14 protein-coding genes are annotated in these 16,764 nt (G+C 62.1%); 2 read left to right on the top strand and 12 right to left on the bottom strand.

Going from position 1 to position 16,764, the window contains the following annotated elements; all coding sequences use genetic code 11:
- Positions 1-3: 3 nt before the first annotated feature.
- The 9 genes from V5E97_RS22390 to V5E97_RS22350 form a co-directional block, all read right to left on the bottom strand.
- Complete coding sequence (locus V5E97_RS22390) at positions 4-2,133, bottom strand: spermine/spermidine synthase domain-containing protein (protein WP_406693759.1); 2,130 nt, start codon at positions 2,131-2,133, stop codon at positions 4-6.
- Positions 2,134-2,205: 72 nt separating this feature from the next.
- Positions 2,206-3,327 (bottom strand): DUF420 domain-containing protein, encoded by a 1,122-nt coding sequence (locus V5E97_RS22385; protein WP_406693758.1) that lies wholly within the window; start codon positions 3,325-3,327, stop codon positions 2,206-2,208.
- A gap of 83 nt (positions 3,328-3,410) precedes the next feature.
- On the bottom strand, positions 3,411-3,824 hold the full coding sequence (locus V5E97_RS22380; protein ID WP_406693757.1) for a cytochrome C oxidase subunit IV family protein: 414 nt from the start codon (positions 3,822-3,824) through the stop codon (positions 3,411-3,413).
- Between the two features lie 73 nt (positions 3,825-3,897).
- Complete coding sequence (locus V5E97_RS22375; protein ID WP_406693756.1) at positions 3,898-4,968, bottom strand: cytochrome c oxidase subunit 3; 1,071 nt, start codon at positions 4,966-4,968, stop codon at positions 3,898-3,900.
- 139 nt (positions 4,969-5,107) lie between these two features.
- Entirely contained in the window at positions 5,108-5,980 is an 873-nt protein-coding gene (gene cyoE, locus V5E97_RS22370) for a heme o synthase (protein WP_406693755.1), read from the bottom strand.
- A 56-nt stretch (positions 5,981-6,036) separates the two neighbouring features.
- Positions 6,037-7,020 carry a COX15/CtaA family protein gene (locus tag V5E97_RS22365; protein ID WP_406693754.1) on the bottom strand — a complete coding sequence of 328 codons (984 nt, stop codon included), beginning with the start codon at positions 7,018-7,020 and terminating at the stop codon, positions 6,037-6,039.
- 138 nt (positions 7,021-7,158) lie between these two features.
- Positions 7,159-9,003 carry a cytochrome c oxidase subunit I gene (locus V5E97_RS22360; protein ID WP_406693753.1) on the bottom strand — a complete coding sequence of 615 codons (1,845 nt, stop codon included), beginning with the start codon at positions 9,001-9,003 and terminating at the stop codon, positions 7,159-7,161.
- The gene (locus tag V5E97_RS22355) at positions 9,000-9,836 is read right to left on the bottom strand and encodes a cytochrome c oxidase subunit II (RefSeq protein WP_406693752.1); all 837 of its coding nucleotides are present in this window, start codon (positions 9,834-9,836) and stop codon (positions 9,000-9,002) included. Before V5E97_RS22355 ends, V5E97_RS22360 begins: the two co-directional genes overlap by 4 nt.
- 194 nt (positions 9,837-10,030) lie before the next feature.
- A complete protein-coding gene (locus V5E97_RS22350) occupies positions 10,031-11,338 on the bottom strand; it encodes a c-type cytochrome (protein WP_406693751.1) in 1,308 nt (435 codons plus the stop codon).
- A gap of 383 nt (positions 11,339-11,721) precedes the next feature.
- Here V5E97_RS22350 and V5E97_RS22345 point away from each other — a divergent pair, with 383 nt between their 5' ends.
- Both V5E97_RS22345 and V5E97_RS22340 read left to right on the top strand, forming a co-directional pair.
- On the top strand, positions 11,722-12,570 hold the full coding sequence (locus V5E97_RS22345) for a CPBP family intramembrane glutamic endopeptidase (RefSeq protein WP_406693750.1): 849 nt from the start codon (positions 11,722-11,724) through the stop codon (positions 12,568-12,570).
- A 28-nt stretch (positions 12,571-12,598) separates the two neighbouring features.
- Entirely contained in the window at positions 12,599-13,501 is a 903-nt protein-coding gene (locus V5E97_RS22340) for a metallophosphoesterase family protein (protein WP_406693749.1), read from the top strand.
- A 162-nt stretch (positions 13,502-13,663) separates the two neighbouring features.
- Here V5E97_RS22340 and atpC read toward each other — a convergent pair whose 3' ends face one another.
- The 3 genes from atpC to atpG form a co-directional block, all read right to left on the bottom strand.
- A complete protein-coding gene (atpC, locus tag V5E97_RS22335; RefSeq protein WP_406693747.1) occupies positions 13,664-14,113 on the bottom strand; it encodes an ATP synthase F1 subunit epsilon in 450 nt (149 codons plus the stop codon).
- Positions 14,114-14,157: 44 nt separating this feature from the next.
- Positions 14,158-15,594 (bottom strand): F0F1 ATP synthase subunit beta, encoded by a 1,437-nt coding sequence (atpD, locus tag V5E97_RS22330; RefSeq protein WP_406693746.1) that lies wholly within the window; start codon positions 15,592-15,594, stop codon positions 14,158-14,160.
- Positions 15,595-15,717: 123 nt separating this feature from the next.
- Entirely contained in the window at positions 15,718-16,647 is a 930-nt protein-coding gene (gene atpG / locus V5E97_RS22325) for an ATP synthase F1 subunit gamma (protein ID WP_406693745.1), read from the bottom strand.
- Between the last annotated feature and the right edge of the window lie 117 nt (positions 16,648-16,764).

Raw genomic sequence — 16,764 nt, 5'->3', positions numbered from 1 at the left:
AGCTTATCCGGGGCTTGGGGATGGATGATCGATGTGGCGAGGCCGGCTGGCGCCCTTGAGTTGGCAAAGCGCACTGGCCGCGTAGGCGGCGATCACGAGGAGCATCAGGGCGGAGTTGCCGGTGGCCATCCCGATGTACTCGCAGAATCCGCCGATCATGGCACCCACCAGGTTGGCGCCGAAGAGGGCTCCTGGAGTGAGCGTGCCTCGAAACGTGGTGGAGAAGATCAACCCGGCGAAGAAGATCGGCAAGGGGACCACGAGGAGCGCCCACACGAGACGCTGGCTGAAGGCTTGGGAAAGGACGAATTCATGCGGGGTATAGTAGAGTGCGAGCAATGTGGCAAACAGGGGGACGTATAAGAGAAGTGAGAAACGGATCTTGGTGGCAAGCATGTTTGCGGCGAGTACCATGACGAGCACTCCCGCCACGACGATCGTGGTCACCAGCCAGGTGGATCCGAAGTAGAGCGAACAGTCTCCGATGCTCTTGGTCTCCAGAAGCAGGAACCCCAGTCCGAGGAAGAGAAAGTGGGCGTCGTTTACTCCCCAGGGTTCGCTTCGGAGCCGGACGATACTCGCCAAGGAGATCGCGAGTATCGCCCCGATGACCAGGAGATAGTCCCCCGGAATCGTCTTGGACTGCAAGTAGAGGAACGGCCAGTCGTCGGTCGCGGGCTCGGTTTTCGGGACCTGAGCGTGGTTGTACCGAACGAGGTTGAAGCGACCGAAACGCAAGGATGGTTTGATCGTTGTTTTCGACTTCGACGCACAGACGATGAGCTGACCGCCGTCCATGTAGACGATCGGGGTCGTTCCCGTCGCCTCCGCGACCATGAGCAGGATCTTGTCCGCCAGCCAGGGGCGTGCCACGGCGAACGAGAGTGAGAGCATCCCGTCATCATTGAGCAGACGATAGGCCGTTCGAAGGCTTTCGACGGTATAGGTGAAACCATCCAGTCTCAGGTTGCTCATCGAGGTGAAAAGGGCCTGGGAGTCGAGGAAGCCGAAGACGACCAGGTCGTAGCCCGGGCGCGCGTTCTGGAGGAAGGCCCTGGCGTCGTTGACGTGAACGGTCACGCGTGAATCGTCGTAGCATCCCGCGGCGTTGTCCCTGCGCGAGAGCTCGATGAGCTTCGGGTCGATATCGACCGCGTCGACGGTGCGGGCCCCCGACAGAAGTGCGGCTTCCACATCCATGCCTCCGCCGGCTCCGAGAACGGCGACTCGGCTTCGCCCGGTTGCCAACGAGTAAGGGAGCAGGTACTGATCTCGAAGATAGCGGACGAGCCTTTTTTGCGGGGCGTCGGGTGAATAGCGTTCGAGGTCGATCGTTCCGTGCATCTGGTAGAAGTCTTGGTTGACGCTCACCGAGTAGATCGGAGGATTCTGCATCGATCGCAAGTTGGCGGGTGGAGGGGGAACGATTGCGGAAGGGTTCTCAGGGTCATGGACGGTGATGTAGTAGTAGGGCGACCAGATGGCTCCAGGAGGGGTCGACCACGCCAAGGCGCCCAGGCAGACGAGGACGGTCGGTACGCTCCAGATCCAATGCTTGCGTGCCGAAAGGGCGAGGACGACGATGAGGACGCCGGCCATCCCGAGCACCGGGGAAAAATAGAGGTACGAGAAGAGGCCGAAGCTGAGTGTCCCCGTGAGACTTCCGAGCAGGTCCCAGGTATACGCCCGCAACGTTGGGAGTCGACCGAACAGTTCACCGATCTGTTCACCGAGGGGAATGAAGAGCACAGCATTGGTGAGAAAGACCCCAATCAGGGTCAGGTAGTTGATGGCCGTGCTGCCCACGGCGAAGAATCGGATTTCGCTTCCACTGTCCGGCAAGGTTGCGGTGCGGCAGAGGAGCAGAACCCCGATGTTGCCGGCAACGAGGAGGGGGAACCAGCGAAACAGGTTCCACCTGCGGCTCGACGTCAGCGCCCCCAGTCCCAGCCCCAGGAAGGAGCTGACGAGCAGTAGGTTGGCATAGTAAGCCACCAGTCGCACGACCGAAGGCGCCCACCGGATCAGCAAGAGTTCCAGAAAGAGGGCAATGAAGGACATCGCGAACAGTCGTCGAGCGCACGCACGGGCGGTTGCGGCGTCATCCGTCGTGCGTGGTAACTCGATCGACATGGGAGGAATCCATGGCTGGCGAAATATAAAATGTCAAGATGAGCCAACGACCGAGATTCGTGGAAGTGTCGTTCAACCCTGGGGAAGTTGATAGAGCATCAGGTAGATGATGACGCCCGTGATCGAGACATAGAGCCAGAGGGGAAAGGTGACCTTGGCGATTCGCGCGTGGCGCGTGAACTGCCGGCGTAGGGCATGGATCAGGGTGATGGAAATCAGGGGGACGATGGCCGCCGCCAGAACAACGTGCGAGAGCAGGATCGTGAAGTAGACGGTCCGGAGCGGGCCGATGCCACGGAAGGGAACGCCACCGCCGATCTCGTAGTGATAGACCAGGTAGCAGACGAGAAAGAGGGTGGAAACGGCGACGCAGCACGACATGCAGAGGGCATGGGCCTGCACGCGGCCTCGGCGAATCAAGGTCCAGCCGAGGAGGAGAAGCACTCCGGAGGTCGCGTTCAAGCTTGCGTTCACCGCGGGGAGCTGACGGGCCCAGGCGGGTCCTTTGTGGGACGCAGGGGCCAGTTGTTTGGCCTTTGCCGTCAGGGCGTCGAGGGAGGCGCGGTTGGTTGTTTCAAAGTATCCGATGACCTTGTTGCCAGGGCCGACGAGGGCAAGCCGGTCGCTGTGCGCGATCGCCTCAGCCCCCGCCTCCTGTTCGTCAGGGCTGGCCTCGGCCAGGCCGAGCTTGAAGCGATCGAAAACTAGTGACTTGACCTCGGCCTTGGGACCGGTCAGGAACCACCAGCGATCCGGGTCGGCGTTGAACGTCTTCGCATAGCCGGCGAGGACCTCGGGTGTGTCGCGTTCGGGGTCGACCGAGACGCTGACGAGCTGCACCGAGGTGTCGGAGAGCTTCTCTTGAAGGCCCTTCATGACCCCTGTGATCCGGGGGCATGAGAGCGGACAATGGGTGAAGATGAACGAGGCGATCCAGACCCGATTGGCAAGGTCGGCCTCAGTGATCGTCTTCCCCGATCGCTCCGTGAACTGGAATTTGCCCAGCTCGAACGGGTTGGCGCTGAGGTCGTGTCCGGCACGTGCGGGGGTGGTGCGAAGCGACGCCGCGAGGGAGAGGCCGGCCGACGCGATGACAGTCCCAAGGAGGACGGAAAGGCCGAGGCGATAGGAGGCATCCACGGTGAGAGGGCCATTGCGTTGGAGGAGGGGAAGGAAGCGTCTCGTCTCATTCATTAAGAAGAGAGCAAAACAGCAACAGTCGCTGATCCAGCCCAGCTTCCTTCAGAGGAGGCTGGGCTGGTTCGGCTCGATCTCGCTTAGCCGACCTGCTTCAACGGCCGAAGCATCGACACGGCGGCACCAGGTTGAAGCGGAGCGGTTTCGATCCCCTCGAGGTCGGGGTTCTCTTCGGTAATCGGCTGCATTGCCACGTCAGGGAAGAGGGCGAAGGTCAGTACCATCGCCAGAATTCCCGCCGGGACCAGCATGACGTAGACCCACTTCCCCTCGAACTTGAGGTGCATGAAGTAGAGCCCGACCAAAGTCGCCTTGATGATGGCCATCGACATCAGGCCGATCACCAGGACGAGGAACGAGTGGTTGGCAAAGATCGAAGCGTAAAAGTATTCGCTGATCGTGAAGACGATCAGGATCAGGAAGATCTTTATGTACTGCGAGTTATGGGACTCGACTGCCATCTCCTGGTCGTGAGTCAGGTTCGTGTCGGACATTGGGCGTGCTCCCCTATGGCAACGCGGAATCCGCGGACGAGGGTCCGCCGTTTCCGATCAGATCCCAGGTCGATCAGATAAGGTAAACGACGGTGAACAGGAGGATCCAGACAAGGTCGACGAAGTGCCAGTAGAGGCCGACCAGTTCGACCGAGCTATAGTTGTTTTTCGTATACGACCCGGTGACTGCCGAGTTCAGGGTGAGGCAGGCGAGCATGATGACGCCGCCGGCGACGTGGGCCCCGTGGAACCCAGTCATCGTGAAGAAACAGGAAGCGAAGATGCTCACGCTCGGGCGAAAGTGCCCCGTGGCGCTGATGCCCGGCGGGTAATGGTGACCGAACATCAACTGGTAATATTCGTAGACCTGAACGCTGAGGAACCCCGCGCCGATCAGAGTCGTGGCCAGCAGCCAGAGCGTTCCCTTGCGGCGCTCGTCACGCTGAAAGCTGCTGAGAGCGAAGACCATCGTGACGGATGAGCAGATGAGCAGAAACGTGTTGGCCGCGGTCAGGTCGATGCTGAGCGGGTTGGTCATGAAGTCATAGGGCTTCGGCCAGTTGAAGAAGGCGAGCGGCACGATCGAGGTCGTGGCGCCGACGGCTTCAAGCTCGTCGTGAACCTTCTGGGCCTTTTCGGGCGAGACGCCGAAGAGAATTCCGGCCGGCAGCGAGTGAACCAGGTGTTCCGCCTGCTCGTGTTTGAACTCCTTGGTCGCCTCGTCTTTGAGCTTGTTCGCTTTGGCGTCGTCGGGCTCCTGCCGTTCGATCGCCAACAGGAGTTTGCCCAGCTCCTCCGTCTGATACTTGTCGAAGGTCGTGTTTCTCTCGAGGATCTCCACGACCTCTTCGTGATTGGCCCCGACCTCCTTAAGGATCACTCCCTGAGCATTCTTGTTGACCGTGCTGAGGTCGGTGGTGGTGGCGGGAGGAAAGAGGTTCGTGAACGAGGTTGGGGGGCTGCCGGCTCTCAGGACGATGTACGACCCGATCAGGCCGGTGAAGAACATGATCTCGGTGGCCAGGAACAGCCACATCGCCACCTTGCCGGGAGAGACAGGCGGGTGTTGGACGGCCGTTCGGGCGGCCGGCGTCTCATGGCCGGCAAGCTCGGAGCTGTTCGGAGGATCGGCGACGTGTGCCATCTCTCAACCTCGGTAGAAGAAAAACCAATCGGAGAGCACGAAGACACGGACGAAGACAAAGATGCTCAGAACAATGGTCCGGATCCCCTTTTCCCTCGTCTCTTCGTGTCTTTGATTTTGTGCGGAGCCGGTCGCTACGTCAGGCCGGCAACGGGTTCAACAGCAAGAGCAGCAGGATCGCCGGCAGATAAACGAACGAGGCCCACATCAACCGGCGGGCCGACGGGTCGGTCACCCCTGCCCAGAAGCGGACCGAGTACACCAGGTAAAAGATCCCGAGAGCCAGCGCTCCGGCGAAGTAAACGGGGCCAGCCAGGCCGATCGTCGCCGGGAGGAGGCCGGCCGGCACCAGCGCCAGTGCGTAGCTCGCCGCTTGCCGGCCGGTGATCACGCCGTGGGGGTCAACCACCGGCAGCATCTTGTGTCCACCCCGGGCGTAGTCCTCACGGTAGATCCAGGCGATGGCCAGGAAGTGAGGAAATTGCCAGAGGAAGACGATCAGGAACAAGGCGAACGCCTCAATGCCGAGCTGACCGGTAGCCGCGGCCCAGCCGATGACCGGAGGAAGCGCTCCGGGAATGGCGCCGACGGCTGTATTCAAGGTCGTTAGCGGTTTGAGGGGAGTGTAAACACAGACGTAGAGCACAAACGTCAACAGCGCCAAACCGGCGGCGATGAGGTTCGTGGCGGCCACCAGGATTGCGACCCCGGCGAGGGCGATCAGTGTGCCGAATAGGGCGGCCGCTCTGGGAGTGAGCCGGCCACTGGGTAACGGTCGGCCAGCGGTCCGCTTCATGAGTCGGTCGCGGCTTCGTTCCAGGTACTGGTTCCAGGCACTTGCCCCCGAGGCAACCATTCCGGTTCCGAGCAGCGTCAGCAAAAGAGTGGACGGGTGAGAGGAACCCCGGGCTCCGAGCACGAATCCAGCCGCCACGGTGGCCAGAACCAAGGTGGCGACCCGGAGCTTCGCCAGGGTGGCGTATGCGGCGAGCCGACCTTGCGCATCGGCCATGGCCGTCTCGGTTGACGATTCGGCTAAACCCGGCCGGGCGAATGACACCGCGGTCTTCAAGCGACTACCTCCAAACCAGGAGCGGACTGGCTCGACCAACTCGGCGTCTTGTGCGCCGGAGCAAGGTGCCGGAATGCTCGGAATGTCAAAACAACTGACGCGGCGAGGAGCAAAGCTCCGTTGGCTTGGTGTCCGGTTCGGACCATCGCCTGGATGATCGTGACCGTGCGGGGGATCCCGTCGAACGGCCGAAGCATCCACCACGAGGCCACACCCAGGACGACTTGCAGCATGACCGCGAGCGCCATCGCTCGCGAAGAGGGAACCAACTCAGGGATTTCGCCGCGGCTCCGTTCGACCCGCAAGGCGAGCATGGCGGCGTGGCCCCAAACCGCCAGCGCGAGCAAGGCGTGGGCGATCAGCGACGTTGACGCCATCCAGGGAAAGTGCCGAAGCCAGGCTCCTACCGCGATTTGCACCGCCACCAGGAATAAAGTCACCGCCGACCGGCGTCGTAAATGCGAAGTATCGGCTCTCGCTGGAGCGGTCATGATCCAGTCGCGGCCGGTGAGGACGCAGAGACTGACCATCAAGGCGAAGAAGGCCTGGCCGGTGACGCCGTGGACCGCGGCCAGCACGGTTGAGTTCTGGGTGACACGTGTGCCTCCCAGGACCCCTTGGCCGATGACCGTCACGAGGGCGAGCACCCCCAGCCATTTCATCAAGCGCCGCTGGTCGGCGGCCAGGAACCAAACGGCCAGGATCAAGGTCGAGAGCCCGACCGCGGCACCGTAGAGCCGGTGAGTGTGTTCAACCCGAACACCGAAGGGGGCGTTCCAGAAGTCGTACAGGAACATGTTGATGCCGAACGTCGTCGGCCAGTCGGGCACGGCCATGCCAACGCGGTAGGTCGTCACCGACCCCCCCACAAAGATCAAGGGCCATGTGAAGCAGGCCGCGACCACGGCCACCCAGTGCGGACCAGCCTTGTAGGCTGGCTCGTACACGGGTCGGGAAGGTTTGAGAGGGTCGTTCGCCATGGAGGATCGATCGAGCTCGTTCACAGAATAAACCGAAAAAGTTGGCGTGTCGCACACGCCCCAAAGGGATCGGGCGTCCCTCGCTTTATCATTGAGATTGAGGGACGCCCGGGGAATCGAATCGTTGCGACGTCGAGATCAGGCCATGACCGGGTCGAGCGGTCCGGCCTCGGTCGGTCTGGGCACTGTCTGCGGCAAAAAGTCGTCAGGCAGGCCGGGGACGCTGAACTCGTAGGCTGGATGGTAGACCGTCGGGATCGTCTCGAAGTTATAGTGCGGCGGCGGCGATTGAGTGGCCCATTCGAGCGAGTTGGCTTTCCACGGATTGGGCCCGGCTTTGGGACCGGCGACCATGCTGTAGAAGAAGTTGATCGCGAATGGGATTTGCGCCAGGCCTAAGCCAAAGGCGCTGTAGGTCATGATGACGTTCAGCAACTGGACGTTCGGATTGTTCAGGTAGGGGAACGCCGAGAAGTCCGCGTAGCGACGTGGCATGCCGTGCATGCCCACGATGTGCATCAGGAAGAAGGTGCCGTTGAAGAAGATGAAGCTCAAGAAGAAGTGGATCTTCCCCCAACGCTCGTTCATCATCCGGCCGAACATCTTCGGGAACCAGTAGTAGATGGCCGCGAAGATGCCGAAGGTGCTTCCGCCGAAGAGGACGTAGTGAATATGGGCCACGATGAAGTAAGTGTCGTGGATGTGCATGTCGACCGGCGTGGCGGCCATGAAGATTCCGGAAAGGCCGCCGATGACGAACATCGCCACGAAAGCCATGGCGTTGAGCATCGCCGAGGTGAGCTGGAGTCGCCCGCCCCACATGGTGCCCAGCCAGTTGAACACCTTCACTGCCGATGGGAGGGCAATCATCATCGTCGAGAGCATGAATGTGGCGCCAAGCGCAGGGTTCATGCCCGACTGGAACATATGGTGTCCCCAGACGATGAAGCCCAGGCCGGCGATGCCGGCGATCGCGAAGACCATCGGCTTATAGCCGAAGAGCGGCTTGCGCGAGAAGGTCGCGATCACGTCCGAGACGAAACCCATCGCCGGCAGGATCATGATGTAGACGGCCGGATGGGAGTAGAACCAGAAGAGGTGCTGCCACATCAGGGTCTGGCCACCGCCAACCACGGGCGGGGCGTTGGCCACGCTCCAGCCGACCGGGCTGAAGAAGTTGGTCCCGGCGGTCCGGTCGAGCAACTGCATCACCAGCGCCGAGGTCAGTACCGGCAGCGCGAACGCCTGAAGGATCGCGGTGATGAACAAGGCCCAGACCGACATCGGCATCCGGAACATCTTCATGCCCGGAGCGCGAAGCATGATGACGGTGGTGATGTAGTTGATCGACCCCATCAATGAGGAGACGCCGGCAAACAAGATGGCGATCAGCCACCACGTCTGCCCGTTCAGCGAGCCGGGAGTCGACCAGTGCGCGACGGCCAGGACCGGGTAAGACGTCCAGCCGGCTTCGGGCGATCCCCCTTCGACATAGAACGAGTACATGATGGCGACCATCGCGAACGGCATCGCCCAGTACGAGAACATGTTCAGCTTCGGGAAGGCCATGTCCCGGGCGCCGATCATGAGCGGGATCAGGAAGTTGCCGAAGGCACCCGTCAGGAGCGGGATGATCACGAAGAAGATCATGATCGACGCGTGCATCGTGAACAGCTTGTTGTAGTACTCCGGCGGCATCCGGTAGCCGAGAGCGGGGTCGGACCAGAGCGACTTGCTCAAGATCGGCACCGGCGACCAGGGCCAGGCCAACTGCCAACGGACAGCCATCGCCAGGAGGCCGCCGAGGACGAAGAAGAGCAGGCCCGAGATCAGGAACTGGATCCCGATCACCTTGTGGTCGGTCGAGAAGACGTATTTGGTGAGCAGGTTGCCGGGGGCCGGGTGAATGTGGTCGTGTCCGTGCGAATCGGCGGCGTGACCGTGCCCATTGCCATGCCCGTTGGCGGCGTGTTGTGCGCTCATCGTGGATTCACCTCTCCCTGAGGGCCGCCGACCGCGGCGAGCTGGCTGACGTTTTGCGCGTCGATGGCTCTCTGCATCCAGTCGTCGAAATCCGACTGGTTTTCATGGACGGTCACGTTACCCCTCATCTTGTAGTGTCCCCAGCCGCAAAGCTCCGCACAGGCCAGGTCGTAACTCCCTGCGCGGTCCGAGTCGAACCAGACCGGGATGTTCAAACCGGGCACGGCGTCTTGCTTGATCCGCATCTGCGGCAAGAAGAACGAGTGGAGCACGTCGGATGACTTCAGGTAGATCAGTGCGGTTTTGCCCTTCACGAAGTGCAGGTCGTTGACCAGGTGAAGGTCGTCGGGCGTGTGGAGCCGGCCGTCAGGGCCGGGGTAACGCATTACCCACTGGAACTGCCGAGCGGTGACCTCGGCCAGGGCTTGAACCTTGGGGGCCGAGCTGCGGAACTTGATGGCGGCCCACGTCCCCATCTGGTAGAGGGCGATGAAAACCAGGATCGATGCGGGAATGATCGTCCAGACCACCTCTAGCCGCTGGCTGCCGTGGAAGTAAGTGGCCTTACGGACCGGCTGTCCCTCGGTATCGGTCTGATCGATGAAGCGATGGGTCGCCCAGACCAGGGCGACCTGCGTGCCAATGAACGTGATGCCCGTGATCACCAGGATGATGATGAACAGGCTGTCGATCTCGCGACCGAAGGTTGAGATCGTGTGATACGGCTCGCTCGGGCTGTTCGGCAACCACCAGTCCGGGTTGAACGGCGCATAAACGAATACGCCAATACAAAACAGCGCGGCCAGTGCAAACAGCAGACTCCAATAACGCACGGAAACGCTCCCTTGATCGAGCTTCGAGTGCGAGAGGTCGGAGAGCGGCGGTGGCGTCCGACTCGAAACGATCCGGATTCATGAATTCAGGTTCAATGTGTGGTCATGGCTCGCTCGGCACGACTCACCAACTCGACAACAACTCGGGGGAATAAATTTTCAGATCCGAACGGATGGTCGATCCAGCGAGGCCGTCAACGCTGGGCCACGGCCGGCTTGGCCGGGGTTGCGCTGGCAGGAGTCGCCCCCTCGAGCAGCTTCGGTTCGTAAGGGAGTGCCAGGACGAAGTTCACGACGTCCCAGACCTCGTCTGCCTCGAGCGTGGGGTAGTGGCCTGGCATCTTGGCGCCCGTGATCCCCTTGGCAATTCGCCAGTAGATGTCGAGCGGTCGCCGGCCCCCCTTGAACACGCCGCGATTCAGGTTGTTGGGTCGGAGCGGGTTGCCCCAGTCGTCAAGCGAGTTTTTCCACTGCTCGCGGATCTCTTTGCGGTGGTTTTGCAACCGCTCTTCCTGGAGGCTCGGGTCGCCGCCGAAGACCACTTCGTTGAAGACGTCTTGAGAGACGAAGCTCACGCCGTTGCCCAAGGCTTGGGGACCGTGGCAGCCGACGCAATCGACACTGTTCCCCTTGCGGGATTTGTGGCCCAGGAACAGGTCACGGCCGCGGAGGATGCTCTCCCGGGTGGCCGGCGTGCGCGCGACCGGCGGGTTGAACACCTGGGTCTCGACCGACGTCCACTTGTTGATGACGTTCTTGACGACGTTGTCGAGAACTTCATCCGAGAGCGCCTCGGGATCGGCCTCGTCGGCGATCGAGGCCTCGTCGATCAGGCCTAGTTCCGTCTCCCCACGCATGCTGAGGAACAGGACGTAGTCGAGGACTTGCTCGATTTCGTTCTCGGTCATCAGTGAGTCAAAGGCCGGCATCGAAGTGCCGTGCAGGCCGTCACGAATCGTTCGTCTCAGGTCGTCCCGAGTCGGCTTGGCGCCGTTGGGCGTGGAGGTGAACTTGAACTTGCCCGGCCGGTAGTCGCGGGGCCGAGGGTAGAGGAAGTCGGCCGTCGGGCCATTTCCCGCCCCGGTGACGCCGTGACAGTGGAGGCAATGACGGCGATAGAGGGCATAGCCTCCATCCTGACGCTCTTTGACGGGGGGCTGGCCGGGAGCCGACGTTCGGAGAACGTAGATTTGTTTCGGTCGCGCCTCCGGGCCTTCACCGGTCGCGATCAGGTTCGCCAGGCGGCGACCTCCCGCGGGGAGCCCTGAGCCGGCAGGAACGCGAATTTCTTGGGGATTCGGCCCGAACAGTTTGGCCAGTCCTTTGCGAACCCCTTCTTGGAGTTTGGGCTTACCTGCGAGGTTGGCCTTGGTCTTGTCGGCCAATTCCCGGGTCAGAGCCTCGGATTCCTCGTACTGCAACGGGCCGGGATTGAAGGAGCCCCCGCAACCGGCCAGTGACAACGTACCGACGAGCCAAGCGAGACGAAACCGCGAAGTCACGCGCTAACCCTCCCTACGCGGGCAATCCCGTACGCCCCCAGGACCCTCGAACCTATCGGTTACGAGGGAATTACTCCCGCTCGATTCGGATCAGAGTGAGGCCGAGCCGGACACGCAAGAGCATCACGAAGACGCTTGTGTCCCAGTGGCGAGGGCAAAAGTTTTTGACAGCGAGGACGCCTTCCGCAGCACCCACGTCCCCACCATCCTGAGATTATGGCTCACTGGCCATCCGCTTATGGTAGCCGTCCACGGAATCACCTACAAGGTCCCGCGTCATTTCGTTGTTTTCGGTCTTTGCAGAAATTGTGACAATTATGAAATCGTCCGCTTACGTGGAAAAAGGTTGGATTTTTCAAGAGTGCTTGTCGAATTCTTCGGATGTGCGTACCTCGACCCGACAAGTCCCGCCGCCCGGTCGGCGCCGTTCCCGTTTCGGTTACGACCACCATTGGTGGGGCGAAACCGAGAGGCCGGCTGTCGAGGATCGGCGTTCCTACTGGCAGCTCACGCGGAGGCCGCTCCCCTGTTTGGCCTTCGTCGCGCCGATTTTACTGGCCTATGAGTTCGGCGTGCTCTGGCTGGGAGGCAAGTCGGCTGTCTCGTTTCGGACGGGTGCCGATGCCTGGATGCGACACGTCCTGGCCAGGGTGGGGCTGACCGATCATTGGTTTCTCCCCTTCTGCCTGGTTGTTGCCTTGCTCCTCTGGCATGCCGCCAATCCGCGTGACTGGAAGTTCTCGCCCTCCTCGCTGGTCGGCATGGCCCTGGAGAGCGTTCTCCTGGCGATCGCCCTGGTTGGCTTGAGTCGGGTCGTGGACATCGGTTTCACCTGCTTGGAGCAGGCTTCCGCTCCAATCGCGTCCCTGGCGATCGACTCCGTCCCCCAGCCACATCCCGCCGCGCCTCTCATCGGGTTTCTCGGAGCAGGCGTCTACGAGGAAGCGCTTTTCCGGTTGGCGCTGGTCCCCTTGTTCTTCGGGATCCTTCGACTTTTGCAGACGCCGACCGTTTTGGCAAGCTCCATCGCGGTGACCACCTCGGCATTGCTTTTCTCGCTGGCGCATCACGCGGGGAGTCCCGGAGAAGCGTTTACGTGGTTCGCATTCATCTTCCGATGGCTGGCCGGAGTCTATTTCGCCTGGGTCTTCGTCGTCCGCGGGTTCGGTGTCGCGGTTGGCACACATTCTGCTTATGATGTGCTCGTGGGCTGGATCGGCTGGCACTTGTAGCTCGACGCGGGGGTGGAAGGGGGGCGGCTTGCGGATCATTCACCTTTCCGACATCCACGTTTGGCGCTATGCGTTCAACCCACTCCGGTTGCTGAACAAGCGGGCGGTCGGCATGTTCAGCCTGATCGCGGGGCGCGCTGGGAAGTTTCGCCTGGAACGGCTGCACGAAGTCGTCACGCGGGTGTTGGAGCTTACCCCCGATCATGTTCTGATTACAGGGGACCTGACCACGACCGCCTTGGCCGACGAGTTTCGTGAGGCAAGATCGGCCTTGGCCGAACTCCTCCTCGACTCGACCCGGGTGACGGTGATTCCGGGCAACCACGATCGCTACACGACGGGTTCGGTGCGCTATCGCCTGTTTGAGGAATGGTTCGGGATGTTCGCGCCACCAGGGCCGTATCCCTGGCTTCGCCAACTCGACGAAGAGACCGCCATCCTTGGCCTGGACGCGACCCGCTCGCACCTCTCGGCCCGCGGTTTTCTTCCGCCGGAGCAACTGGATCGGGCTCGCGAGCTGACGAACGGGTCGAGCCCGGTGCCGAAGCGTTTGCTCGTCGCCTGCCATTATCCCCTGGCCGCGCCGGCGCCTTACGTCGTCGAACTGGGGCCCAAGCGGATGACGAACGCGGCGGAGGTCGCAGCCTGGCTGGCGACGGTGGGCCGGCATCTCTACTGCTGTGGACATGTCCATGCAGCCTGGTCGTTTGTGCCCGAAGCCTTGCCCGATCAGATCTGCCTGAACGCCGGCGCTCCGCTCCTGCGCGACCCGACCGGCCTCCGGCCCCCTGGATTTCTCCAGATCGAGCTCGAGGGGAACGAGGTGACCACCATCCACCACGCCTGGACGGGAGATGACTGGTCGACCCGTTTGCTCTCGCAGACCCCGAATTTTTTCGGGGTGCGAATGCCGACGATAACCCCAGTGTAGGGATCATCTCTGCAATCGAATGAGACGAGTGGAAAACGCGGGATCTCGGAATTCTGGTTGAATTCCTTACCAAGGCCCAAAGACAAGAGAGCCTACTCTTCCCCATTCGCCCTTGAGGGACGAACGAGGAGGAATAGGCTCTGTCGCTTGCAGGCAATGAGCTTATGCCTTGGTCGTGCCGATGTGGAGCTGGGCCCGAGCCCGGGAGATCGCTTTCTCCTTCTCGGCCTGTTCGAAGTCGGTTGCGGCCCGTTGGGCTTGGGCCTGCTCGAGCTCGCGGGCCGCGGCCGCGGTATCGAGCTTGGCGGCGGGGATCGCACGGTTGGTGAGCACGGTCACCACATCGTCACGGACTTCGGCAAAGCCGCCGTCGATGAAGTAATGTTGGGTGCTCCCGTCGCTCTTGGTCCGCAGCTCGCCGTAGCCGAGCCGGCCGATCAAGGGAGATCGGCCGGGAAGGATCCCGAGTTCGCCGTCATAGAGCGGCAGGACGACGAAGTCGACGAGCTGGTCGAACAGCGTGCGTTCGGGGGTGACGACCACGCACTGGAGCCGGTCGCCCTGTTTCTTGCCGGTCTTGCTGACCGGCTCCATCGTCTCGTGGGTAGCCATCGCGAGGCACGCTCCTGGAATATCCGCAACGGGGTCGACTGCGCTCAGCGCGCCATTCGCTTGGCTTGTTCTTCGGCCTGATCCACCGAACCGACGTAGAGGAAGGCCCCTTCAGGGAGGTGGTCCCACTTGCCGTCGCAGATTTCCTGAAAGCTTCGGATCGTATCGGCGAGCGGCGTGTACTGACCGGCCTTGTTGGTGAACGGCTCGGCTACGAAGAAGGGCTGCGAGAAGAACCGTTCGAGCCGGCGAGCGCGATGGACGATCGTCTTGTCCTCTTCGGACAGTTCGTCGACGCCGAGGATCGCGATGATGTCACGAAGCTCGCGATAGCGCTGAAGGATGGACTGGACGCGACGGGCGACGTCGTAGTGCTCTTGGCCAATGTACTGGGCGTCGAGAATACGCGAGGTCGAGCCGAGGGGATCGACCGCCGGGAAAATCCCCTTCTCGGCGATGGAGCGCTGGAGCACGATGAAGGCGTCGAGGAAGCCGAAGGTCGTGGCCGGAGCCGGGTCCGTGTAGTCGTCGGCCGGAACGTAGACGGCCTGCACCGAGGTGATGGCCCCCTTGCTGGTCGACGTGATCCGCTCTTGCAGGGCACCCATCTCGCTCGCCAGGGTCGGCTGATAGCCCACGTTCGACGGCATGCGGCCGAGGAGCGCGGAGACTTCGCTACCTGCCTGGCTGAACCGGAAGATGTTGTCGATGAAGAGCAGGGTATCGGCACCGGTCGAGTCGCGGAACCACTCGGCCATGGTCAGGGCCGAGAGGGCGACGCGAAGTCGGGCGCCGGGGGGCTCGTTCATCTGGCCGAAGCACATGACAGTGCTATCGATGACCGACTTGCCGGTGGCACCGATCTTGGTGTCCTGCATTTCGAGCCAGAGGTCGTTCCCTTCGCGGGTCCGTTCGCCGACTCCGGCGAACACGGAGTAGCCGCTATGGACCTTGGCGATACGAGCGATCAGCTCGGTGAGAATGACCGTCTTGCCCAGCCCGGCACCTCCGAAGAGGCCGATCTTGCCGCCGCGGACGAACGGCGTCAGCAGGTCGACGACCTTGATGCCGGTCTCGAAGACCTCGGTCTTCGGCGACAAGGAGTCGAACGCCGGGGGGTTACGGTGAATCGGCCAGTGCTCGGAGGTCGGCACCGGGCCGCGCCCGTCGATCGGCTGTCCGAGCAGGTTGAACACCCGCCCGAGGGTTTCCTTGCCGACGGGGACGGAGACCGGTCCGCCGGTGTCGACCACGGCCATTCCGCGGACCAGGCCGTCGGTCGAGCCCAGGGCCACGCAACGCACCCGGTTACCGCCGAGTTGCTGCTGGACCTCTCCGGTCAGGCTGACCCGGACACCTTTTTGCTCGGAATCAACCGTCAAAGCGTTGAAGATGTTGGGCAGGTGCCCATCCTCGAACTCGACGTCGAACGTCGAGCCGATCACCTGGGAAATCCGTCCATACGCAGTCGCGGTGGCCATTGGGCTATCCCCTGTCGGGTAGTTGATCATCAGGGATTCACCACAACGACCCTGAGATCCACGACGCAGGGATAAGGGAGACTTTCGTCTATTGCGTCGTTGTGGTGAGTTGAGTTCATCTTCTTATTCGAGAGCCGCGGCACCGCCGATGAGCTCGGCCAGTTCGCGAGTGATCTGCGCCTGTCGGGCACGATTGTAGAGCCGGGTCAGCGACTTGATCATGTCGTCGGCGTTTTCGGTCGCCCCTCGCATGGCAACCATTCGCGCGATCTGCTCGCTGACGGCCGCGTCGAGGAAGCACTTGAAGAGCCGGACCTTGAACGAGACCGGCACGATCTCCTCGAGGATGCTCTTGGAGTCGGGCAAGAACTCGTAGGGGACAGCCTGGGCCTTTGAGGCCGCCGCCGGGCCGCCGACCGGTGTCGCCGGCTTCGCCTGTCGAACCGACGCGGTCGCTTCCGCAACCTGCGCCGTGGTCATCGGCAAGAGGGTTTGGACGACGGCCGTCTGGCGGGAGCTGGTGACGAACTGGGTGTAGGAGACGTCGAGTCGATCGATCTCTCCCTTGATGTACATCCCAATGTACTTGTTGGCCAGCGTCTCGATCTCGTCGAATTGCGGCCGGTCTTCAAACTGGGTGTACGAGGTTTCGGCCGGGGTGCCGCGGAACCGGAAGTAGTTGATCCCGCGCTTGCCAGCCACTTCCAAGGTGGTCGGGATCCCTTCCGCCTCGTTGTCCTGGAGGACCCGAGTGGCGACTCGCAGGACGTTGCCGTTGTAACCGCCGGCCAGACCTCGGTTGCTGGAGAGAACCAGGAGGAGCGAGCGACGCACCGGCTCACGCACCTCGAGCAAGGGGTGCGTGACGTCGAGCGAAGTGGCACCCAGGTTGGCCACCAGCTCGGCAATTTTGCGCGTGTACGCCTCAGCCTCGGTGGCGCGATCGAGCGCCTTCTTGAACCGGGCGGTGGCGATCAGCTCCATCGTCCGGGTGATCTTGCGAATGTTTTGCACCGACTTGCGGCGCTTGACGATCGCTCGGGCCTTGGCCATCGGTGGGTCTCGTGGAAGCTGGGATGATCCGCTATGAATTCAGGGAGTCGATTTCCAGCTGCGGTGGAGACTCCGAAACGAGTCTCCACCGCAGCCGGTCACCGAACCGTTTCCGGA

Origin of the sequence: Singulisphaera photorubra (genome assembly GCF_045290345.1) — a bacterium.
In the GTDB taxonomy this organism is placed as follows: domain Bacteria; phylum Planctomycetota; class Planctomycetia; order Isosphaerales; family Isosphaeraceae; genus Singulisphaera.
Note: the sequence above shows the minus strand (reverse complement) of the source record. Positions and strands in the feature narration are given on the sequence as shown.